Below are 22781 nucleotides of genomic sequence, written 5' to 3' on the forward strand. Positions count from 1 at the left end.
CCCCCCCCCGCCCCCCCCGGCCCCCCCCCCCCCCCCCCCCCCCCCCCCCCCCGGGGGGCCCCCCCCCCCCCCCCCCCCCCCCCCCGGGGGGGGGGGGGGGGGGGCCCCCCCCGGGGGGGGCCCCCCGGCGCCGTTGGCGTTTGCAGAGAACACGCAATGCCGCTGTCCAATGTTCACGTCCTCTATGAGGATGACGCCATCCTGGTGATCAACAAGCCGACCCTGCTGCTGTCCGTGCCGGGGCGTGCCGACGACAACAAGGATTGCCTGATCACCCGCCTGCAGGAAAACGGCTATCCCGACGCCCTGATCGTCCACCGGCTCGACTGGGAAACCTCCGGCATCATCCTGCTGGCCCGTGATGCCGACAGTCACCGTGAGCTGTCCCGGCAATTTCACGACCGCGAAACCGAAAAAGCCTACACCGCGCTGTGCTGGGGACAACCGGAACTGGACAGCGGCAGCATCGACCTGCCACTGCGCTACGACCCGCCAACCAAGCCACGGCACGTGGTCGACCATGAGCAGGGCAAGCACGCCCTGACCTTCTGGCGCATCCTTGAGCGCTGTGGCGATCATTGCCGGGTCGAGCTGACGCCGATCACCGGTCGCTCGCACCAGCTGCGCGTGCACATGCTGTCGATTGGTCACCCGTTGCTCGGCGACCGCCTGTATGCCTACCCTGAGGCCCTGGCCGCCCACGAGCGCCTGTGCCTGCATGCAAGCATGCTCAGCTTTACCCACCCGGTATCCGGGGAGCGGCTGCGCTTCGAGTGCCCGGCGCCGTTCTGATCCACCGCATCGCTCCTGCGCCGGTACACACATACCTCGTGGGAGCCGGCCTTGCCGGCGATGGGGTCCACACAAATCCCCCGCCAAGTACGTTAAACTCGCGCCACTGCTGTCTGGAGTGACCTATGCGCGATGCACTGAACCAAGGCCTGATCGACTTTCTCAAGGCCTCCCCTACGCCCTTCCACGCCACCGCTGCTCTGGCCCAACGCCTGGAAGCCGCCGGTTTTCAGCGCCTGGACGAGCGCGACAGTTGGGCCACCGTGGCCGGCGGTCGCTACTACCTGACCCGTAACGACTCCTCGATCATTGCCTTCAAGCTCGGCCGCCATTCGCCGCTGCTCGACGGCATCCGCCTGGTCGGTGCCCACACCGACAGCCCGTGCCTGCGGGTAAAGCCACAACCGGAACTGCAGCGTCAGGGCTTCTGGCAGCTCGGCGTCGAAGTGTATGGCGGCGCCCTGCTGGCGCCATGGTTCGACCGCGACCTATCGCTGGCTGGACGCGTGACCTTCCGCCGCGACGGCAAGGTGGAAAGCCAGCTGATCGACTTCAAGCTGCCAATCGCAGTCATCCCGAACCTGGCCATCCACCTCAACCGCACGGCCAATGAAGGCTGGACGATCAACCCGCAGACCGAACTGCCGCCGATCCTGGCGCAGGTCGCCGGTGACGAGCGCATCGACTTCCGCGCCCTGCTCACCGACCAGCTGGCACGTGAACACGATCTTATCGCTGACGTGGTGCTCGACTTCGAACTGAGCTTCTACGACACCCAGAGCGCGGCACTGCTCGGCCTGAACCAGGAGTTCATCGCCGGTGCGCGCCTGGACAACCTGCTGTCCTGCTACGCCGGCCTGCAGGCACTGCTCGCCGCCGACAGCGACGAAACCTGCGTGCTGGTGTGCAACGACCACGAAGAAGTCGGCTCCTGCTCGGCCTGCGGCGCCGACGGCCCGATGCTGGAGCAGACGCTGCGCCGCCTGCTGCCTGACGGCGACGATTTTGTCCGCACCATCCAGCGCTCGCTGCTGGTGTCGGCCGACAACGCCCACGGTGTGCACCCCAACTATGCCGACAAGCATGACGGCAACCACGGTCCCAAGCTCAATGCCGGACCGGTGATCAAGGTCAACAACAACCAGCGCTACGCTACCAACAGCGAAACGGCCGGTTTCTTCCGCCACCTGTGCATGGCCGAAGAAGTCCCGGTACAGAGCTTCGTGGTGCGCAGCGACATGGGTTGTGGCTCGACCATCGGCCCGATCACCGCCAGCCACCTGGGCGTACGCACGGTCGATATCGGCCTGCCGACCTTCGCCATGCACTCGATTCGCGAGCTGTGCGGCAGCCACGACCTGGCGCACCTGGTGAAGGTGCTGACCGCGTTCTATCGCAGCCGCGACCTGCCCTGACGGCGCACTGTGCGACCGTTGTGCGCTCGATCGCCGGCTTCGCCAGCTCCCACAAAAGCTGGCGTCCTGCCGTGAAACCTGGAGAGAGGCTGACCTCAGTCACCCTCCCTTCAGGCCATAGCGGCTATCCTTGCAGCATAAATCCGAAATCAAGGACCTTGGTGCATGCCCACTTCCACCTTCTATTCGCTGTTTGCCCCCGTCATGGTCGGCCTGATTCTGCTGACCGTTGGTTTTACCCTGCGCGACCGTAATATCGGCGTGGTGATGATGTGGATCGGCACCCTGGGCATGATCGGCATCATGTGCTGGAAGATCCTCGAGAAACTCAACTGACAAATACACTACACTCGGGCGATTGATCGTTTTGAGGTTGATTGTCCGGTGCCCGCCTTTTTCCGCGTTTTAACCGTTTTACTGGCATTGCTGTTCTGGGCCCCGGCGCACGCTGCGGGCCTGCCAAGCCTGCTCGGCGGCAGCAAAGCCCAGCCCGAAGCCACCGAACCGCTGGCGCAATCGCTGGATGAAGTCATCAAGTCGCTGGAAAACGACCAGCAACGCGCCAAACTGCTCGCCGACCTGAAGAAACTGCGCGACAGCACCAAGCAGGCACAACCCAGTGCCGAGCAAGGCGTGCTGGGCCTGATCGGCAGCACCTTCAACGAGCTTGAAAAGCAGTTCAGCGGCGATGCCAGCCCGCTTACACGCTGGACACGTGAACTGGAACTGGCCCAGATCGAACTCGATGCGCGCCTGGTACCCTGGAACGAATGGCCGCCGATCCTGTTCGGTTTTGCCACCATCATTGCCGTCTGGAGCCTGCTGGCCTACGCCCTGAACTGGGTCGGCCACCGGGTGCGCCTGCGCTTTGGCCTCACCGAAGAACTCCCGCAGCACCCCAACACCTGGGACCTGGTGCGCTTTGCCTTGCGCAAGCTCGGGCCATGGCTGGTCGCCCTTATCATCACCGTGTACCTGAGTTTTGTGCTGCCCTCCTCCCTGGGCAAGTCGATGGCCATGGTGCTGGCTTATGCGCTGGTGGTGGGTACCTGCTTTTCAGCAATCTGTGTCATCGCCTTCTCGCTGCTCGACGGCCCGCACCGTCATCGCGCCCTGCACATCCTCCGTCACCAGGCGTTTCGGCCGCTGTGGCTGATCGGCAGCTTTGCCGCGTTTGGCGAGGCCATGAATGACCCACGCATGGCCAGCGCCCTGGGCGATCACCTGGCACATACCCTGGCCACCCTGGCGAACATCTTCGCGGCCTTGTCCACCGGACTGTTCATCCTGCGTTTCCGCCGCCCCATCGCTCACCTGATCCGCAACCAGCCGCTGTCACGACGCCTGACGCGCCGTGCGCTAAGCGACACCATCGAGATCCTCGGCACCTTCTGGTACCTGCCGGCGCTGGTGCTGGTCGGGGTGTCACTGTTCGCCACGTTCATTTCAGCCGGCGACACCAGCACCGCGCTGCGCCAGTCGCTGATGTGCACGGTGCTGCTGATTTTGTGCATGGTCATCAATGGCCTGGTGCGCCGCCACGGGCTCAAGCCACAACGCACCCACCGCCGCCATGCGGTATACAGCGAGCGCCTGCGCAATTTCGCCTACACCCTGGCGCACCTGGCCGTGTGGCTGGTGTTCATCGAGCTGGGCTTGCGGGTCTGGGGCTTCTCCCTGATCGGCTTCACCGAAGGCGAAGGCCATGAAGTGGCGATGCGCCTGATCGGCCTGGCCGGCACCCTGATCGCCGCGTGGCTGGTGTGGATTCTCGCCGACACGGCGGTGCACCACGCCCTGACCCGCTCGCGCAAAGGCCCGGCCAACGCCCGCGCACAAACCATGATGCCGCTGATCCGCAACGTGCTGTTCGTGGCCATCTTCATCATCGCGGTGATCGTTGCCCTGGCCAACATGGGCATGAACGTGACGCCGCTGCTGGCCGGTGCCGGTGTGATCGGTCTGGCCATCGGTTTCGGCGCCCAGTCGCGGGTCGCCGCCCTGATTACCGGTTTGTTCATCATCATCGAAGACTCGCTGGCGATCGACGACTATGTCGATGTCGGTGGCCACCTGGGCACGGTCGAAGGCCTGACCATCCGTACCGTGCGCCTGCGCGATATCGACGGTATCGTCCACACCATCCCGTTCAGCGAAATCAAGAGCATCAAGAACTACTCACGCGAGTTCGGCTATGCGATTTTCCGCGTGGCGATTCCGCACAGCATGAACATCGACCAGGCCATCAGCCTGATCCGCGATGTCGGCCAGAAGATGCGCAACGACCCGCTGATGCGCCGCTTCATCTGGTCGCCACTGGAGCTGCAAGGGGTAGAGAGTTTCGAGTCGGGCTCGGCGATCCTGCGGGCACGCTTCAAGACCGCGCCGATCCGCCAATGGGAAGTGTCGCGGGCCTTCAACCTGGCGCTCAAGCGTCAGCTCGACGAAGCCGGCCTGGACCTCGCCACCCCACGCCTGAGCGTGCAGGTGATCACCACCGATGCCAGCACGCCATTCAACGAGACCACACCCAAGGCCTAACCGGCATCGGCGGTGATGCGGATTGCATCATGGCGCCAGTATTCAAGGTCACAGTCGATCAGCCGCCCGCGCTGATCGCTGTTGACCCGGGTGATGTGCAGGCCCGGGCTGCCGGCAGATACCTTGAGCGCCGCTGCCGCAGCCGTCGGCAAGGCGGTCGGAAGAATCTCGAAACACACCCGCCCGTAGGCAATGCCGTAGTGACGCGCATAGAGCTCGGTCAGCGACTGGCTCAGGTCGTGCTCAAGGATGGCGGGAAAATACTCGGGATTCAGGTAGTGCTCGGCATACAGCACCGCGCGCCCGTCAATCCGGCGCAAGCGGCAGATCTGGATCACACTCGACAGCGGCGCCAGTTGCAGGCGTGCGCACACCGCTGCAGTCGCGGGCTGCAGGCGCGCCGAGAGCAGTTCGGTACGTGCCTCGCGGCCCTGCTCGCGGACCATGGCATGGAAGTGGCTGCGCTGGATCAGGTCGTAGGTCAGGCGCTGTGGCGCCACGAACCAGCCGCGCCGCTCCTCCCGATAGATCAGGCCACGCGCCTCCAGCTGCACCAGGGCCTCACGCAAGGTAATGCGCGTGGTGTCGAACACCTCGCTGAGCTTGCGTTCGGCCGGCAACTTGCAACCGGGCGGCAAGAGGCCATGCTCAATCTGCTCCTGCAGGGCATGACAGATAGCTGTTACTGCGCGTGGCGCCACAGGCTGCATCAAAGGTTACCTATCTGGACTAGTCCAGCACCGCCAGCGCGCATTATTCGCGCCGTCCGGGCCATGAGAATAGTGCAAGCCTAGGCAATACAGATGAATGCCAGATGACAGCCGTGGTGGTCTACGCTTGATTTTCAAGGGCGCAGGCCCTGGCCAGGCGCGGGGGCTGGACATCAAATTGTCATGCTTCACGCCTACCTTGGCTCGGGTATTGCTGACCTAGACCAACCGAATCGCAACAACGTCCAACACCCTCACTTGCGTTTTGCACGGCACCCAACAAGGAGCTTCGGATGAAACAGCTTTTTCTGGCCTCACTGCTCGGCTCGACCATCGCCCTGTGTACGTCGGCCATGGCCGCCGACACCGACCTCAAGGCGCTTGAAGACGCCGCCCGCAAAGAAGGCACCGTCAACAGCGTGGGCATGCCCGATGCCTGGGCCAACTGGAAAGGCACCTGGGAAGACCTGGCGAAAAAATACGGCCTCAAGCACATGGACACCGACATGAGTTCGGCCCAGGAAGTGGCCAAGTTCGATGCCGAAAAAAGCAACGCCAGCGCCGACATCGGTGACGTCGGCGCCGCCTTCGGGCCGATCGCAGTGGCCAAGGGCGTGACCCAGCCGTACAAGCCCAGCACCTGGGATCAGATCCCCGACTGGGCCAAGGATAAAGACGGCCACTGGGCCCTGGCCTATACCGGCTCGATCGCCTTCATCATCAACAAGCAGGTGGTGAAAGAAGCGGACATGCCGAAGAAATGGGCCGACCTGAAAAACGGCAAGTACAAGGTCGCCATCGGTGACGTGAGCACCGCAGCCCAGGCCGCCAACGGCGTACTGGCCGCCGCCATTGCCAACGGCGGCAGCGAGAAGAACATCGAGCCGGGCCTGGAACTGTTCGCCGAGCTTGCCAAGCAAAAACGCCTGTCGCTGGCCAACCCGACCATCCAGACCCTGGAAAAAGGTGAAGTGGAAGTCGGCGTGGTCTGGGACTTCAACGGTTTGAGCTACCGCCAGCAGATCGACCCGAGCCGTTTCGAAGTGCTGATCCCGTCTGACGGTTCGGTGATTTCCGGCTACACCACCATCATCAACAAATACGCCAAAAACCCCAACGCCGCCAAGCTGACCCGCGAGTACATCTTCAGCGATGCCGGGCAGATCAACCTGGCAGAAGGTCACGCCCGGCCGATTCGCGCCGAGCACCTGACCCTGCCGACTGACGTCCAGGCCAAACTGCTGCCCAACGAGCAGTACAAGTCGGTGCAACCGATCAAGGACGCCGCAGCGTGGGAAGCGACCTCCAAGGCCCTGCCGCAGAAATGGCAGGAGCAAGTGATCATCGAGATGAACTGAGGCGTTTAGCGGGGTGACCGGCATACCGTGTTACCCCAATCGTTGGCGAGCCGGCTCCCTGTAGGAGCCGGCTTGCCGGCGATGCGGCCATCGCGCAATTGGAGAAACCATGAACCACAACGTCATCCTGGTCCTGCTCGACGGCCTCAACCATCAGGTCGCCCACCATGCCATGGGGCACCTGCATGCCTACGTGGAAGCTGACCGGGCCGCCCTGTACCGCCTGGAATGCGAACTTCCGGCACTGTCGCGCCCGCTGTACGAATGCATCCTCACCGGCGTGCCGCCGATCGACAGCGGCATCGTCCATAACAACGTCACGCGCCTGTCCACGCAGCGGAGCATTTTCCACTATGCCCGCGAAGCCGGCCTGGGCACCGCAGCAGCGGCCTATCACTGGGTCAGCGAACTGTACAACCGCTCGCCGTTCGACCCCCTGCGCGACCGCCATACCCATGCGCCGAAACTGCCTATCCAGCATGGCCTGTTCTACTACGCCGACCACTACCCGGACTCGCACCTGTTCGCCGATGCCGAATACCTGCGCCGTCGCCATGCACCGAACTTTCTCCTGGTGCATCCGATGAACATCGACGATGCCGGTCACCGTCATGGCCTAGACAGCAGCCAATACCGCAACAGCGCCCGCAGCGCCGACATCCTGCTGGCCGACTACCTGCACACCTGGCTTGAAGAGGGCTATCAGGTGCTGGTCACCGCCGACCACGGCATGAACAACGACCGCTCGCACAACGGCCTGCTGGCCGAAGAGCGTGAAGTGCCGCTGTTCGTCTTCGGCGATGCCTTCAGCCTCGATCCCGCCGCCAAACCGCTGCAAACCGAGCTGTGCGGGACCATCTGCGAACTGCTCGGTGTGCCCCACGACAAACCGGTGTGCCGGGAGCTGCTCACGTGAATTCGTTCAAGCGCGCAAAAGGGATGGCGCTGCTCTGTCTACTGCCCTTTGCAGTGTTTTTCATCATCTTTCAGATCGCCCCGCTGGCCTGGGTGGCCATCCACAGCCTGCAGGCCGAAGACGGCTGGGGCCTGGCCAACTTCAGCAAAGTGTTCACCTCAAGGTTCCACCGCCAGGCCATCCAGCACAGCCTGGAGATCAGCTTCTGGTCGAGCCTGTTCGGTATCCTCATTGCCATTCTCGGCAGCTACTCGTTGCGCAAGGTCGACTCGCGGCTGCGCGATTTCGTCAACGCCTTCGCCAACATGACCAGCAACTTCTCCGGGGTGCCGCTGGCCTTCGCCTTCATCATCCTCCTGGGCTTCAACGGCGCGCTGACCTTGCTGCTGAAGCAGGCCGGCATCATCGAAGACTTCAACCTCTATTCGAAAACCGGATTGATCATCCTCTACACCTACTTCCAGATTCCGTTGGGCGTACTGCTGCTCTACCCGGCCTTCGACGCCTTGCGCGAAGACTGGCGCGAATCGGCCGAAATACTTGGCGCCAGCGCCTGGCAATACTGGCGGCACATCGGCCTGCCGGTCATGACCCCGGCGCTGCTGGGCACCTTCGTGATCCTCCTGGCCAACGCCCTGGGCGCCTACGCCACGGTGTATGCCCTGACCACCGGCAACTTCAACGTGCTGCCCATCCGCATCGCGGCACTGGTGGCCGGCGATATTTCCCTGGACCCGAACCTGGCCAGTGCCCTGGCGATGATCCTGGTGGGGCTGATGACCCTGGTCACCGTCATCCATCAATGGCTGTTGAAGAGGAGCTACCATGTCGCGCGCTGAGCCGGGCTCGACCCACCTCTACCACCGCCTGGTGGTGTACCTGCTGTTCATCATCCTGTTACTGCCGCTGGCCGGTACCCTGCTCTACTCGCTGGCCACCAGCTGGTCGGCGACCCTGCTGCCCAGCGGCCTGACGTTCAAGTGGTACATCGCACTGTGGAGCGACCCGCGCTTTCTGGCCGCCTTCGGTCAATCGCTGCTGGTGTGCGTGGGCGCCCTGCTGCTGTCGGTGCTGCTGATCCTGCCGTTGCTGTTTGTGGTGCACTACCACTTCCCGCGGCTCGACGCGTTGATGAACATCCTCATCCTGCTGCCCTTCGCCGTGCCGCCGGTGGTGTCCTCGGTAGGCCTGCTGCAACTGTACGGTTCCGGGCCGATGGCCATGGTCGGCACACCGTGGATCCTGATCGGCTGTTACTTCACCGTAGCCCTGCCGTTTATGTACCGGGCGATTACCAACAACCTGCAGGCGATCAACCTGCGCGACCTGATGGACGCCGCCCAGCTGCTGGGTGCCAGCACTTTCCAGGCCGCGTTCCTGGTGGTGTTGCCGAACCTGCGCAAAGGCCTGATGGTGGCCTTGCTGCTGTCGTTCTCGTTCCTGTTCGGCGAGTTCGTGTTTGCCAACTTGCTGGTCGGCACCCGCTACGAAACGCTGCAGGTGTACCTCAACAACATGCGCAACAGCAGTGGCCACTTCAACAGTGCCCTGGTGATTTCCTACTTCCTCTTCGTGCTGGTGCTGACCTGGGCAGCCAATCGCCTGAACAAGGACAAGTCCTGATATGAGCTTTGTCAGCGTACAGAATCTGCAAAAAAGCTATGGCGCAAGCCCGGTATTCAACGACATCAACTGCCAGATCGAACGAGGTGAGTTCGTCACCCTGCTCGGCCCCTCCGGCTGCGGCAAGTCGACCCTGCTGCGCTGCATTGCCGGGCTGACGGCGGTCGACAGTGGCCGGATACTCCTCGACGGTACCGACCTGGTGCCCCTGAGCCCGCAAAAGCGCGGCATCGGCATGGTGTTCCAGAGTTATGCGCTGTTTCCCAACATGACTGTGGAGCAGAACGTTGCCTTTGGCCTGCGCATGCAGAAGGTCAACGCCGACGACACCCGCAGCCGCGTGCGTGATGTGTTGCAACTGGTGGAGCTGCAGGATTTTGCCAGCCGTTACCCTCACCAGTTGTCCGGCGGCCAGTGTCAACGCGTGGCCCTGGCCCGGTCGCTGGTCACCCGCCCGCGCTTGCTGCTGCTCGATGAACCGTTGTCGGCGCTGGATGCGCGCATCCGCAAACACCTGCGTGAGCAGATACGCCAGATCCAGCGAGAGCTGGGCCTGACCACGATTTTCGTCACCCATGACCAGGAAGAGGCGCTGACCATGTCAGACCGCATCTTCCTGATGAACCAGGGGCGTATCGTCCAGAGCGGTGACGCCGAAACGCTCTACACCGCACCGGCAGACGTATTCGCCGCGGGGTTTATCGGCAACTACAACCTGCTCGACGCCGAAAGCGCCAGCCGCCTTCTGCAACGGCCTGTGAGCAGCCGCCTGGCGATCCGTCCCGAAGCCATCGCCCTGAGCCTCAGCGGCGAGCTGGAGGGCCTTGTGCGCAGCCACAGCCTGCTGGGCAACGTGATCCGTTACCGTGTCGAGGCCCGCGGGGTAGAGTTGCTGGTCGATGTGCTCAACCGCTCGTCTGCCGATCTGCATCCGGACGGCCAGCGGGTATCCTTGTCGATCGATCCCACCGCCCTCTGCGAAGTCGCCTGAGGGTTGCACAGGAGTTTTTCTGAACATGGCACTAGCGATTTTCGATCTGGACGAAACCCTGATCCACGGTGACTGCGCCTCGTTGTGGAGCGCACAGATGGCCCGCCTCGGCTGGGTCGACGGCGAGTCGTTCCTGCAGCGCGACAAGGAACTGATGGAGGCCTACAGCAAAGGGCAGCTGGCCATGGAGGACTACATGGCGTTCAGCCTGGAACCGGTGGCCGGCCGCACACCCGAGGAAATCGAGCATCTGGTCGAGCCCTGGGTCGAAGACTTCATCGAGCCGATTATCTTCAGCGATGCCTGCAAATGCATCGCCGAGCACCGCCGCAACGGCGACCGGATCCTGGTGATCTCGGCCTCGGGCACCCACCTGGTCGGTCCGATTGCAGTGCGCCTGGGCATCGACGAGTACCTGGGTATCGAGCTGGAAGTGCTCAACGGCGTGTACACCGGGCGCACGGTCGGCACCCTGACCTACCGCGAAGGCAAGATCGTCCGGTTGCTGGAGTGGCTGGATCAGGAAGAAGAGAATCTGGAAGGCGCGTATTTCTACTCGGATTCACGTAATGACCTGCCGCTGCTGCAGAAGGTCGACTACCCCCACGTGGTCAATCCGGATGCGCTGTTGCGCGAGCATGCCGAGAAGGCTGGCTGGCCGATTCATAGCTGGAGCTGATCAATCCCCGTAGGAGCGTGCGGGCGGCGATCCTACGGGGATACGGGTTAGACCAGGCTGTCGTCTATCACCAGCACCAGCTTGCCCGACACCTGGTTGCTCGACAGCTCGGCAAACGCCGCCTCGGCATCCTTGACCGGGTAGGTCTTGGCCAGTTGTGGCTTGAGCCGGCCTTCGCTGAACAGCGGCCACACCTGTTGTCCCAGGTCGCTGAGCAGGTCGGCCTTGAACTGGTCGTCACGGGTGCGCAGGGTCGAGCCGACCACCTGCACGCGCTTGCTCAGCAGTTGCGCCAGGTCCAGCTCGGCCTTGCGCCCGCCCATCAGGCCGATCAGCACCCAACGGCCATCGCGCGCCAGCAGCTTGAGGTTGAGCTCGGCATAACTGGCACCGACCGGGTCGAGGATCACGTCAAACGGCGCAAAATCGTTCAGGCCATTGAGGTCATCGCCGCGTACAACACCGCCGGTAGCGCCCAGGGCCTCGCAGTAAGCCAGGCGCTCGCTGGAGCCGACACTGACCCAGCACGGGTTGCCAAAGGCCTTGCACAGCTGGATAGCGGCCGAACCGACGCCACTGGCGCCGGCATGCAGCAACACCTTCTCGCCCGGCGTCAGCCCGGCCAGCTGGAACAGGTTGAGCCAGGCCGTGGCATACACCTCGGGAATCGCTGCCGCTTCCTGCAGGCTCAGGCCTTCCGGCACCGGCAGCACATGGCGCGCATCCACCACCACTTCTTCGGCCATGCCGCCACCGGCCAACAGCGCGCAAACCCGGTCACCTACCTGCCATGACGAGCCGGCGCCCACTTCGCTGATGACCCCGGAACATTCCAGGCCAAGAAATTCGCTGGCCCCTGGAGGGGGCGGATACAGCCCGGCGCGCTGCAGCAAATCCGCACGATTGAGGCCGGCGGCCGCCACGCGAATTCGTACTTGACCGATATCGCAAGTTGGACTTGTCGTCGCAACCCACTCCACATGTCCGTCAACGCCTTGCAATGCCTTCACAGTGCCTCCATAGTTGAGTCATGACTGAGCCCGGGAGCTGTAGCCCCGGGCTTTTTGCATTATGCGTCCGGTTCTTTTGGAACCGGCGAATTCAAAGACGGCCTAATATGCGTGATCAATTGTCCCTACGTCGAATCAGCATGAAGCATTTTTTGCCAAGCACCACCCTCGCACTGTTGATCGGTCTGGGCAGTCTGCCGTTGGCAGGCAATGCATGGGCCGCCAACAGCTGGGATAAACTCCAGCCTGACCGCGACGAAGTGGTCGCCAGCCTGAACGTGGTCGAGCTGCTCAAGCGCCACCACTACAGCAAGCCGCCGCTCAATGATGCGCGCTCGGTCATCATCTACGACAGCTACCTGAAACTGCTCGATCCGGCACGCAGCTACTTCCTGGCCAGCGACATCGCCGAGTTCGACAAGTGGCAGACCCAGTTCGACGATTTCCTCAAGAGCGGCAATCTCGACCCCGGCTTCACCATCTACAAGCGCTACCTGGACCGGGTCAAATCGCGTCTGGACTTCGCCCTGGCCGAGCTGAACAAGGGCGTCGACAACTTCGACTTCACTACCAAGGAAACCTTGCTGGTCGACCGCAAGGACGCCCCGTGGGTGAAAAACCAGGCTGAGCTTGACGACCTCTGGCGCAAACGCGTCAAGGATGAGGTGCTGCGCCTGAAAATCGCCGGCAAAGAGTCCAAGGCGATCCAGGAGCTGCTGACCAAGCGCTACAAGAACCAGCTCACGCGCCTGGACCAGACCCGTGCCGAAGACATTTTCCAGGCCTACATCAATACCTTTGCCCAGTCGTACGACCCGCACACCAACTACCTGTCGCCCGACAACGCGGAAAACTTCGATATCAACATGAGCCTGTCGCTCGAAGGTATCGGCGCCGTGCTGCAAAGCGACAACGACCAGGTCAAGATCGTGCGCCTGGTACCGGCCGGTCCTGCCGCCAAGACCAAACAGGTGGCACCGGCCGACAAGATCATCGGCGTCGCCCAGGGCGACAAAGAAATGGTCGACGTGATCGGCTGGCGCCTGGATGAAGTGGTCAAGCTGATTCGCGGTCCGAAGGGCTCGGTGGTGCGCCTGGAAGTCATCCCGGCCAGCAATGCGCCGAACGACCAGACCAGCAAGATCGTGCCGATCACCCGCGAGGCGGTGAAGCTTGAAGAGCAGGCGGCGAAAAAATCCGTGCTCAAGCTCAAGCAGGATGGCCGCGACTACAAGCTTGGCATCATCGAGATTCCGGCCTTCTATCTGGACTTCAAGGCGTTCCGCGCCGGCGATCCCGAGTACAAGTCCACCACCCGTGACGTGAAGAAGCTGCTCACCGAACTGCAGAAGGAAAAAGTCGACGGCGTGGTCATCGACCTGCGCAACAACGGCGGCGGTTCCCTGCAGGAAGCCACCGAGCTGACCAGCCTGTTCATCGACAAAGGCCCGACCGTACTGGTTCGCAACAGCGACGGCCGCGTCGATGTGCTCGAAGATGAAAACAGCGGTGCTTTCTACAAAGGCCCGCTGGCACTGGTGGTCAACCGCCTCTCGGCCTCGGCTTCGGAGATTTTCGCCGGCGCCATGCAGGACTACCACCGTGCGCTGATCCTCGGTGGCCAGACCTTCGGCAAAGGCACCGTGCAGACCATCCAGCCGCTCAACCATGGCGAGCTGAAACTGACCCTGGCCAAGTTCTACCGGGTTTCCGGGCAGAGCACCCAGCATCAGGGCGTACTGCCGGACATCGATTACCCGTCGATCATCGACACCAAGGAAATCGGTGAAAGCGCGCTGCCAGAAGCCATGCCGTGGGACACCATCCGCCCGGCGATCAAGCCTGCGGTCGATCCGTTCAAACCGTTCCTGGCCCAGCTCAAGGCGCGGCATGACAGCCGCACCGCCAAAGATCCGGAGTTCGTCTATATCCGCGACCGCCTGGCGCTGACCCAGAAGCTGATGAACGAAAAAACCGTCAGCCTCAACGAAGCCGAGCGCCGTGCCCAGCATGCCGATATTGAAAGCAAGCAACTGGCCCTGGAAAACACCCGTCGCAAAGCCAAGGGCGAAGAGCCGCTCAAAGAGCTGAAGAAAGAAGACGAAGACGCCCTGCCGGCCGAACCGGACGATACCAAACCGGAAGACGACGCTTACCTGGCGGAGTCCGGGCGGATCCTGCTCGACTACCTGGGGCTCAATTCAGCGGTGGCAAAGAACAACCGCTGAACAGATGATGGCGAAATAATGTGACTGTGCCGCTATTGCGTCATCAAACAGTCACGAAGCTGTCGTGAAATAAAGGACTGGGTGCCGTTGGCCCCAGTCCTTTTTTTTCAAGGTAGTACCGCCATGACCGTGACCGAACAGCTCAGCGCCTTGAGCACCATTCTTGCTCAAGGCGGCCTGCACAGCCTGTTCCAGCCCATTGTCTGCGTGTCCGAACGGCGCATTCTCGGTTACGAGGCGCTTAGCCGCGGCCCCTCCAACAGCCCGCTGCACTCCCCGATCAACCTGTTTGCCGTTGCCCGCCAGGCCGGTCGCCTGACCGAACTGGAAGTGGCCTGCCGCGAAAGTGCCTGCCGGCGCTTCAGCCAGCAGGACCTCGACGGCAAGCTGTTTCTCAACGTCTCGCCGGAATCGTTGCTTGAACCCCAGTATCAGTCCGGGCGCACCCTGAAGATGCTTCACGACCTGGGCCTGTCGCCGAGCCGGGTGGTGATCGAGCTCACCGAACAGACGCCCACCGACGATTTCCAGCTGCTGTTCAACGCCCTGCACCACTACCGCGACATGGGCTTCTCGATTGCCCTGGATGACCTCGGGGCGGGCTATTCAAGCCTGCGATTGTGGTCGGAATTGCGGCCGGACTACGTCAAGATCGACCGCCACTTTATCGATGGCATCCACCTCGACGCGGTCAAGCGTGAGTTCGTCGGCTCCATCCTGCAGATCGCCCGCGCCTCCCGCGCACAGGTGATAGCCGAGGGCATCGAGCTGGCCGAAGAACTCAAGGTGCTCACCGACATGGGCGTGGACCTGGTGCAGGGGTATTTCCTCGGCCGCCCTCAGGAACAGCCAGCACGGGACATCCAGCACATCCTTGGCAGCCCGAACCGCGAGCTTCAGGCCCTTGCCGAGGACGGTGGAAACCTGATGGCCCTGCTCAATGAACAACCCGCCGTCAACCAGAACACGCCGACGGCGCAGGTGCTGGAGTTGTTTCGCCGCCAGGCCAACCTGAACTCCCTGGCGGTACTCAACGAGCGCCGCCAACCGTGTGGCATCGTGCACCGCCATTCGCTCTCTGACGCCCTGCTCAAGCCCTTTGCCACCGACCTGTTTGCGCGCAAGCCGATCAGCCGCCTGATGAGCGATGACTTTCTCGCCGTGGAGCTGACCCAGTCGCTGCAGCAAGTCAGCCGCCTGCTCACCAGCCGCGCTCGCCAGCGCATCGAAGAAGACTTCATCATCATTCAGAACGGCCGCTACCTGGGCCTGGGGCGGGTGATCGATGTACTCAAGCTGATCACCGAGCAGAAGATCCAGCAGGCGCGCTACGCCAATCCGCTGACCCTGCTGCCCGGCAATGTGCCGATCCAGCAATGCCTGACGCGCCTGCTGCAGCAACAACGGCAGGCGGCAATCTGTTATGTGGATATCGACAGCTTCAAGCCCTTCAACGACATCTATGGCTACGCCCGCGGCGATGAGGTGCTGCTGTGCCTGGCTCAGTGCCTGAGCGAACGGGTAGACCCCGCCCATGATTTTGTCGGCCACATCGGCGGCGATGATTTCATGCTGGTGCTGGGATCAGCGGATTGGGAGCGCAGGTTGCAGCTGCTGCTGGAAGACTTTCAGAAACAGTGCCGGCGCTTTTATCGCCCCGAACACCTGCAGGCCGGGTGTTTCGTGGCGGCCAACCGTCAGGGGCAGCACCAGGCGTTCGAGTTGCTGTCGCTGTCAATCGGCGTGGTGCAGTTGCACCCGCAAGCCTGCGCCGGCCTCGACGCCGGGCAACTGGCAGCGCTGGCCTCCGAAGCCAAGCACCAGGCCAAAGAGGTGTCAGGCTACAGCCTGCACCTGATCGATACCGCGCCAGCGGCTCACGCCTCTTCTTTTTCCGGGTAGCTGTACTCGAACACCCGCACCACTTCCGAGGCGTGCCAGGAGGCGGCGGCCATGCCGTCCGACGGCCCGGAAAAGCGCCCCAGACGCTCCACACACTCGAAGAAGCCGGTACGCGGCAAACGGCTTGCGCCCTGGCTGATCACCAGCGAACTGCGCAACGGTTGCTCGGCACGTGCATCGAGTGCGGCCAGGTGCTCAAGCGCGGCAGTCAGCGTCTGCATGGCCGGGCTAGGCAACTGCAGCCGCTCCAGCAAGGCGCGGTAGGTCAGCAAGTGCCGTTGGCGGCGCGCCAGGTCCAGCTCTTCCAGCAGTCCATCCCAGTGTTGCCGGCTGATCCGTACGCTGCTCACGACGGCTCGCTCCAGCCGGCTACGCCCAGCTCCCAGGCCAGGCTGCGACGAATCGCGGCATCCGGCTGACGCTCGCCGCTTTCGATCAGGGCCAGGTACACCGGGCTGATCCCGACGCTGCGCGCCAGTTGCTCCGGTGCCAGCCCCTTGCCCTCACGCAAACGCGCCAACTCACTGAAATTCGGTAAGTTGGCGCTGCTTGGTGGGGCGTCAGGTGTGCTTTCGACGACGGCTGGAGCCAACTGGCCTGCGGCCTTCAGCAGTGCCTGATATTGCTCCCAGGGTACAACCGCATACTCGGGTTGACCGTCTCGGCTGATGACCTGAATACCCATTACAACCCCCTTGTAGGATTACGATATGTAATCGGTAGGCATAATCCTTATGCCAATTATATTACCAGCCAGCGAGGGTTGCCGGGGCTCTGTTGTAATCAACCTTTTGTTTGTTCCAGGCGCAACGCTTCAGGGGTATCAGGCAGGCGTTCGACCACCCGCAGTTTTTCCGGTGCCTGGCGGTTGCGCCAGGCGCTGAAGGCCGCCAGTTCGTCAGCGACGGTCTTGAGGACCCAGGCCAATACGGCCACGTCATCGAAGAAGCCCACGCCCAGCAACCAGTCGGGAATGGCGTCTACGGGGCTGACGAAATACAGCAGGCCAGCCACGACCGTCACCAGGGCCCGGGGGCTGATGGCGCGGTATTCGCCCCGCCACCAGGCCAGGCATAACGCCTGCATCAAGCGCACGTCTTCACGCAGTTTGCCCAGCCGTGGTCCTTTGCGCGCCACCGCAAAAATCAGCGCCGGCAGACGGCCACGGCTGAGCAAGCGCTCGGCCAGCGGCAGAAAACGGGCGAAGTTCCAAGGTGCTTTCATAAAGCCTCCAGGGCCTAACCTAAGGAAGGTTATCCACATAAATTGTGGATAACCTTGTGAACAGAGCCAGATTTCGGGCTCAAGGCGCCCGCCGGGCAAGGGCCGGGCTCAAATCGGGCGTTTTTTACACACCTGTTTCAATGGCGCAAACGTTTTGCCCATCCTGCACCATTTACCTGAGCAGTGCAGCTTTTCGGACCGGCGCAAGCCCACAGGGTTCGAGCGAATCGCAGAAACGACAACGCCCCGTCGAAGCGGGGCGTTGGCTGGACCGCGCGAGTTTTACTCGGCAGCGGTGTCGGCGTCAGGCTTGGCCTGATCCTTGATGCCCAGCAGTTCCAGCTCGAATACCAGTACCGAGTTGGCCGGGATCATCGGGCTTGGGCTTTGTGCGCCGTAAGCCAGGTCGGACGGGATGTACAGCTTGTACTTCTCGCCAACGTGCATCAGTTGCAGGCCTTCGACCCAACCAGGGATCACACCGCTAACTGGCAAGTCGATCGGGCTGCCACGTTCTACGGAGCTGTCGAAAACCTTGCCATCGATCAGCTTGCCTTCGTAGTGAACAGTCACTACGTCAGTCGGCTTTGGCTGAGCGCCGTCGGCCTTCTTGATCACTTCGTACTGCAGGCCCGAAGCGGTGGTGACGACACCGGCTTTCTTGCCGTTCTCTTCAAGGAATTTCTTGCCGGCAGCAGCCGACTCTTCGCTCATTTTCGCCAGGCGCTCTTCAGCACGCTTTTGCAGGGCAGCAAAGGCTTCAACCAGCTCTTCGTCCTTGATCTTCTGCTCTTTCTTGCCGACAGCATCTTCGATGCCTTGAGCAACAGCTTTCGAATCAAGGTCGTCCATGCCTTCCTGAGCCAGGCTCTTGCCCATGTTCAGGCCAATACCGTAGGAGGCTTTCTGTGCCGGAGTCTTGAGCTCTACGCTGGTCTGCGAATCGCAACCCGCCAGGACCAGACCAACCAGGGCAACCGCAGCCGCCAACCGATGCTGTTTCATGCTATTTCCTTGTTCATGCGCCAATAGGGCAATCGAGTAAAGCCGCGAGCTTATCAGGCGGCCACGACCAATGGCTACCGGCATGAGAGCAAGAAAAGCCGGATAAGTTCAGCCGGCCAAAACCTTCTTCAGCCAAAGCTGCAGCCAGTGGCCAGTATTGACGGGACGGAGCACTTCGGCAAATGCGTCAAGCAGGTTTTGTAGCAGTTTGTAAGTGAGGAAAGTTTCATGGGTAGCTGCCGTCGCGGTATTGCGTGGCGACTTCGCGCAGCACCTCGCACAACCAGCGCGCCGGCAAACTCAAAGGCAACGCGGCGTTGCTGCAAATGCCGACCGAGCCGCCCGCCTCTTGTACGCCGAGGTCCAGTTCACACAATTCACCGCGGCCCAAGTCAATGCGCACCGCATCGCGCGGGGCCACCCAGATGGCATCGCTGCTCTGTACATAGCGCCGGCTCAAGGCCGGTGAAAGGGTTTCCAGACGCTGTGCCGGCTGCTCGATGGCGCACTGCACGAACAGGCTGTCGGCGTGCTTGCGGATGGTGGTGCCGGCCAACGGCAATACCAGTGGGTAACGCCCCACCTGGTTGCGCTCGATAGGCTGGCGAGCCAGCAACGGATGCCCGGGGCGCACCACCAGCGACATCGATTCGCTGTACAGGTGCTCGAACAACAGGCCCTGGATCTGCGGGTTGTCGGTCATGCGCCCGACCACCAGGTCCAGCTCGCCGACATGCAACTGCGCCAGCAGGTACGCACCGGGGCCGGTGGCGACGCTGACCACCAGGGCCTCATGACGCTGGTGCAAGCGGCACAGCACCTCCGGCATCAGCAGGCTTTCTACCGTAGACAGCACACCGATGCGCACCTGGGGTGGCGCGTGTTCTTCACCGCGCACGGTACTGACGCCTTCACGCAGCGCCTGCACACTGGGCCCGGCATAGCGCATGAAGCGCACACCGGCGGGGGTCAGCTCGACGCCTTGCTTGCTGCGCTCGAACAGGCGGGTCTGCAGCAGTTCTTCAAGCTCTTTGAGGGTCTTGGAGATGGCTGGCTGGCTGATCGCCATGGCATCGGCAGCCTTGGCGAAACTGCCCTGGCGGGCAATTTCGAGAAAGCACAGCAGATGGCGGAATTTGATGCGGGTATCGACATTCATGCTCCGCAGTGTATAGGAGCCGATTGCACACCGACACACTGCAGGAGCCAGGCTTGCCGGCGAACCAGACGCTGCGGTGAACCTGCCAGCCCGCGTTACCGTTCTTCGCGGGCAAGCCTCGCCCCCACGCGTTCAAGCCAGACCGATTTCCACCTGCTCACCGCTGATCCGCACCGGCCACACCTGCAGCGATTGCCCGGCATCCTCCAGGCAACGGCCATCGCTCAAGCTGAAATGCTGCTTGTACAGCGGCGCCGCTACCACCAGTTCGCCCTTGAGGTGGCCGATCAACCCGCGACCGATGACATGGGCGCCCGACTTCGGGTCCTGGTTGTCGACAGCGAACACCGGCGTGTCGTGTTCCGGCAGGTAGAACAGCGCCACCTGCCGGCCCTCGAACCAGACCACCACCCCTGATTGCGCGACCAGGTCGTGGCGGTTGCAGACCACTTTCCAGTCATGTGTTTGCACCGTTACAGCAGCATTGGACAGGCTCATCACAGCACCTCTTCAGTGGTCGGAATCAAATGCAGTTCAGCCGCGGCGATCGGCCGCCGCTGGCCGCGCTCGCGGACAAAATGCACGCTTGGGTCAGGACGCTGGTCATTGACGAAAGTACGGAAACGCTTGAGCTTTTCCGGGTCTTTGAGGGCATTGGCCCATTCGCATTCGTAGCGGTCGACCACCCGTTGCATCTGCGCCTCGAGTTCGGCGCCCAGGCCCAGGCTGTCGTCGAGAATCACCTGTTTGAGGTAGTCCAGCCCGCCGTCCAGGCTTTCGCGCCACACCGAGGTACGCTGCAGTTTGTCGGCGGTACGGATGTAGAACATCAACACGCGGTCGATGATGCGGATCAGGCCGGCGTCATCCAGGTCGGTGGCGAACAGCTCGGCATGCCGTGGACGCATGCCGCCGTTGCCACAGATGTACAGGTTCCAGCCCTTCTCCGTGGCGATCACACCGATGTCTTTGCTCTGCGCCTCGGCGCACTCACGGGTGCAGCCCGATACCGCGAACTTGAGCTTGTGGGGCGAGCGCAGGCCCTTGTAACGGTCTTCGAGAGTCAGGGCCATCTGCACGCTGTCCTGTACGCCGTAGCGGCACCAGGTGCTGCCCACGCAGGACTTCACCGTGCGGGTGGATTTGCCATAGGCGTGGCCGGTTTCAAACCCGGCGTCGATCAGCTCGCTCCAGATCGCCGGCAGCTCATGCAACTGGGCGCCGAACAGGTCGATACGCTGGCCGCCGGTGATCTTGGTGTAGAGGTCGTATTTCTTCGCCACCTGGCCAATGACGATGAGTTTGTCAGGGGTGATCTCGCCGCCGGGAATCCTCGGCACCACCGAATAGGTACCGTTCTTTTGCATGTTGGCCATGAACGTGTCGTTGGTGTCCTGCAACGGCACCAGCGAGGGGTCCATGATCGGCTGGTTCCAGCACGACGCCAGGATCGAGCCGACCGTGGGTTTGCAGATATCGCAACCGACATGGCCGCGGCCATGCTTGTCCAGCATCTCGTCAAAGCTGAGGATGCCCTCGACCCGCACCAGGGCATAGAGCTCTTGCCGGGTGTAGGCAAAGTGCTCACACAGGCGCTTGTCGACACTGACTCCACGGGCAATCAGCTCGTGTTCGAAGACCTGCTTGAGCAGCGCGGCGCACCCCCCACAGCCGGTGCAGGCCTTGGTTTGTTGCTTGAGCTCGCCAAGCTCGCCACAGCCGTTGTCGATCGCACTGCAGATCGCGCCCTTGCTGACGTTGTGGCAAGAGCAGATGGTGGCGCTGTCAGGCAGGGCATCAGCGCCCAGCGCCGGGGCGCCAGAAGACTGCGGCAGGATCAACGCTGCCGGATCGGCCGGCAGGGCAATGCCGTTCTGCACGTATTGCAGCAACGTGTCGTAGTAACTGTTGTCACCCACCAGCACAGCGCCCAGCACCCGTTTGCCGCTGGCATCGACTACCAGGCGGCGGTAAGCCGAGCTGGCTTCATCGATAAAGCGGTAGCTGCGTGCACCGGGCGTGGCGCCATGGGCATCGCCAATGGAGCCGACATCCACGCCCAGCAGCTTGAGCTTGGTGGACATATCGGCGCCGACAAAACTGCCGGCGTTTTCACCGGCCAGGGCGGCAGCCACATTGCGCGCCATGCTGTAGCCCGGTGCGACCAGGCCAAACACGCTGCCGTTCCACGAGGCGCACTCACCAATGGCAAAAATCCGTGCATCGCTGCTGCGGCAATCGCTGTCGATCACCACGCCGCCGCGCGCCGCCACCTCCAGGCCACTGCTACGGCCCAACGCATCCTGCGGACGAATGCCGGCGGAAAACACGATCACGTCGGTCTCGAGAAAATCACCGCCATCGAAGTTCATCCGGTAGCGGTAGGCCTCTCCTGCCACCACCGACTGGGTCGCACGTGACAGGTGCACACCCACCCCGAGCGCTTCGATCTGTGCCCGCAAGGCGGCACCGCCCTCGTTGTCCAACTGCACCGGCATCAGCCGTGGTGCGAACTCCACGACATGGGCTTCAAGCCCCAGGGACTTCAGGGCATTGGCCGCCTCAAGCCCGAGCAAACCGCCACCGACCACCACCCCCCGCCGCGCAGTGGCTGCGGCGGCGCGAATGGCGTCGAGGTCATCGAGGGTGCGGTACACCAGGCGCGATGCGCCTTCGCAGCCTTCAATGGGCGGCACGAACGGGTAAGAACCGGTGGCCAGGATCAGCTGGTCATACGGGTAGCGCCCCAGCGGGGTCACCACTTCGCGGCGCTCACGGTCGATTTCCAGCACCGCTTCCCCCAGGTGCAGCTGCACGCCATGCTCGGCGTACGCGCCGGCGGCACCGAGGGCCAGGGTCTCTGCGTCGCTGCCGCTGAAGTACTCGGACAGGTGCACGCGGTCATAGGCGCGTTGGCGCTCTTCTCCGAACACCCGCAGTGCGTAGCGGCTCAAGGCACCGCGCTCGATCAGTTGCTCGACGCAGTGATGCCCTACCATGCCGTTGCCGACAATGATCAGTTGTTCCCGCGGGACGATGGTCGTTGCTGCATTCATACCCGATCCTCACTCAAGGCCATTCACGGTGGCTGTGCTGCTGGGGCGAGCCCGAAAAACAAAAAAAGGCGCCCGGGGGCCCAGCAGCCCGCGCCGGTTGGGGGGGGGGTTTTTTTTTTACCCGGGGGGTAGCGGGTTGGCCCCCCGGGCGGGTGGGTGGGGGGGGGTTGGG

21 protein-coding genes are annotated in these 22781 nt (G+C 62.7%); 12 read left to right on the forward strand and 9 right to left on the reverse strand.

The annotated features are described in order from the left end of the window. Positions 1 to 156 precede the first annotated feature (156 nt). From I5S59_RS25470 to I5S59_RS25485, 4 genes are all read left to right on the forward strand, one after another. Positions 157 to 792, forward strand: coding sequence for an RluA family pseudouridine synthase (locus tag I5S59_RS25470; RefSeq protein WP_038608228.1), 636 nt, complete (start codon positions 157 to 159; stop codon positions 790 to 792). A 125-nt stretch (positions 793 to 917) separates the two neighbouring features. Continuing rightward, positions 918 to 2207, forward strand: a complete 1290-nt coding sequence (locus tag I5S59_RS25475) for a M18 family aminopeptidase (protein ID WP_197879038.1) — start codon at positions 918 to 920, stop codon at positions 2205 to 2207. Positions 2208 to 2372: 165 nt separating this feature from the next. Then, positions 2373 to 2543 carry a hypothetical protein gene (locus I5S59_RS25480; protein WP_164897288.1) on the forward strand — a complete coding sequence of 57 codons (171 nt, stop codon included), beginning with the start codon at positions 2373 to 2375 and terminating at the stop codon, positions 2541 to 2543. 48 nt (positions 2544 to 2591) lie between these two features. Then, positions 2592 to 4748 carry a mechanosensitive ion channel domain-containing protein gene (locus I5S59_RS25485; RefSeq protein ID WP_197879039.1) on the forward strand — a complete coding sequence of 719 codons (2157 nt, stop codon included), beginning with the start codon at positions 2592 to 2594 and terminating at the stop codon, positions 4746 to 4748. On the opposite strand, the gene phnR is transcribed toward I5S59_RS25485, so the two are convergent. Next, the gene (phnR, locus tag I5S59_RS25490) at positions 4745 to 5458 is read right to left on the reverse strand and encodes a phosphonate utilization transcriptional regulator PhnR (protein WP_197879040.1); all 714 of its coding nucleotides are present in this window, start codon (positions 5456 to 5458) and stop codon (positions 4745 to 4747) included. The genes I5S59_RS25485 and phnR overlap by 4 nt on opposite strands. A 293-nt stretch (positions 5459 to 5751) precedes the next feature. Between phnR and I5S59_RS25495 the strand changes: the two genes are divergently transcribed. From I5S59_RS25495 to I5S59_RS25520, 6 genes are all read left to right on the forward strand, one after another. Further along, positions 5752 to 6816, forward strand: a complete 1065-nt coding sequence (locus I5S59_RS25495; RefSeq protein WP_197879041.1) for an ABC transporter substrate-binding protein — start codon at positions 5752 to 5754, stop codon at positions 6814 to 6816. A 109-nt stretch (positions 6817 to 6925) separates the two neighbouring features. After that, positions 6926 to 7732, forward strand: coding sequence for an alkaline phosphatase family protein (locus I5S59_RS25500; protein ID WP_128325842.1), 807 nt, complete (start codon positions 6926 to 6928; stop codon positions 7730 to 7732). Positions 7733 to 7755: 23 nt separating this feature from the next. Continuing rightward, positions 7756 to 8571 carry an ABC transporter permease gene (locus I5S59_RS25505; RefSeq protein ID WP_197879052.1) on the forward strand — a complete coding sequence of 272 codons (816 nt, stop codon included), beginning with the start codon at positions 7756 to 7758 and terminating at the stop codon, positions 8569 to 8571. Further along, complete coding sequence (locus I5S59_RS25510; protein ID WP_128325841.1) at positions 8558 to 9355, forward strand: ABC transporter permease; 798 nt, start codon at positions 8558 to 8560, stop codon at positions 9353 to 9355. The genes I5S59_RS25505 and I5S59_RS25510 overlap by 14 nt, the downstream gene beginning before the upstream one ends. Before the next feature lies 1 nt (position 9356). Beyond that, positions 9357 to 10346 carry an ABC transporter ATP-binding protein gene (locus tag I5S59_RS25515; protein ID WP_197879042.1) on the forward strand — a complete coding sequence of 330 codons (990 nt, stop codon included), beginning with the start codon at positions 9357 to 9359 and terminating at the stop codon, positions 10344 to 10346. A 25-nt stretch (positions 10347 to 10371) separates the two neighbouring features. Next, positions 10372 to 11025 carry an HAD family hydrolase gene (locus tag I5S59_RS25520; RefSeq protein ID WP_197879043.1) on the forward strand — a complete coding sequence of 218 codons (654 nt, stop codon included), beginning with the start codon at positions 10372 to 10374 and terminating at the stop codon, positions 11023 to 11025. Positions 11026 to 11072: 47 nt separating this feature from the next. On the opposite strand, the gene I5S59_RS25525 is transcribed toward I5S59_RS25520, so the two are convergent. After that, complete coding sequence (locus tag I5S59_RS25525; protein WP_197879044.1) at positions 11073 to 12035, reverse strand: NAD(P)H-quinone oxidoreductase; 963 nt, start codon at positions 12033 to 12035, stop codon at positions 11073 to 11075. A 140-nt stretch (positions 12036 to 12175) separates the two neighbouring features. Here I5S59_RS25525 and I5S59_RS25530 point away from each other — a divergent pair, with 140 nt between their 5' ends. Next, entirely contained in the window at positions 12176 to 14263 is a 2088-nt protein-coding gene (locus tag I5S59_RS25530) for a carboxy terminal-processing peptidase (RefSeq protein ID WP_197879045.1), read from the forward strand. Between the two features lie 123 nt (positions 14264 to 14386). Then, positions 14387 to 16165, forward strand: a complete 1779-nt coding sequence (locus tag I5S59_RS25535; protein ID WP_197879046.1) for a bifunctional diguanylate cyclase/phosphodiesterase — start codon at positions 14387 to 14389, stop codon at positions 16163 to 16165. On the opposite strand, the gene I5S59_RS25540 is transcribed toward I5S59_RS25535, so the two are convergent. The 7 genes from I5S59_RS25540 to nirB all read right to left on the reverse strand — a co-directional run bounded on the left by I5S59_RS25540 (position 16141) and on the right by nirB (position 22609). Beyond that, positions 16141 to 16515 carry a hypothetical protein gene (locus tag I5S59_RS25540; protein ID WP_128325835.1) on the reverse strand — a complete coding sequence of 125 codons (375 nt, stop codon included), beginning with the start codon at positions 16513 to 16515 and terminating at the stop codon, positions 16141 to 16143. The genes I5S59_RS25535 and I5S59_RS25540 overlap by 25 nt on opposite strands. After that, a complete protein-coding gene (locus I5S59_RS25545; protein WP_197879047.1) occupies positions 16512 to 16850 on the reverse strand; it encodes a helix-turn-helix domain-containing protein in 339 nt (112 codons plus the stop codon). The genes I5S59_RS25540 and I5S59_RS25545 overlap by 4 nt, the downstream gene beginning before the upstream one ends. Before the next feature lie 98 nt (positions 16851 to 16948). Further along, positions 16949 to 17389, reverse strand: coding sequence for a YkvA family protein (locus I5S59_RS25550; protein ID WP_128325833.1), 441 nt, complete (start codon positions 17387 to 17389; stop codon positions 16949 to 16951). A gap of 282 nt (positions 17390 to 17671) precedes the next feature. After that, the gene (locus tag I5S59_RS25555; protein WP_197879048.1) at positions 17672 to 18394 is read right to left on the reverse strand and encodes an FKBP-type peptidyl-prolyl cis-trans isomerase; all 723 of its coding nucleotides are present in this window, start codon (positions 18392 to 18394) and stop codon (positions 17672 to 17674) included. Positions 18395 to 18620: 226 nt separating this feature from the next. Next, positions 18621 to 19553, reverse strand: a complete 933-nt coding sequence (pcaQ, locus tag I5S59_RS25560) for a pca operon transcription factor PcaQ (RefSeq protein ID WP_197879049.1) — start codon at positions 19551 to 19553, stop codon at positions 18621 to 18623. 132 nt (positions 19554 to 19685) lie between these two features. Then, the gene (nirD, locus tag I5S59_RS25565) at positions 19686 to 20051 is read right to left on the reverse strand and encodes a nitrite reductase small subunit NirD (protein WP_197879050.1); all 366 of its coding nucleotides are present in this window, start codon (positions 20049 to 20051) and stop codon (positions 19686 to 19688) included. Continuing rightward, entirely contained in the window at positions 20051 to 22609 is a 2559-nt protein-coding gene (gene nirB, locus I5S59_RS25570; RefSeq protein WP_197879051.1) for a nitrite reductase large subunit NirB, read from the reverse strand. Before nirB ends, nirD begins: the two co-directional genes overlap by 1 nt. Positions 22610 to 22781 lie beyond the last annotated feature (172 nt).

This window comes from Pseudomonas alkylphenolica (assembly GCF_016009175.1).
Classification (GTDB): domain Bacteria; phylum Pseudomonadota; class Gammaproteobacteria; order Pseudomonadales; family Pseudomonadaceae; genus Aquipseudomonas; species Aquipseudomonas alkylphenolica_B.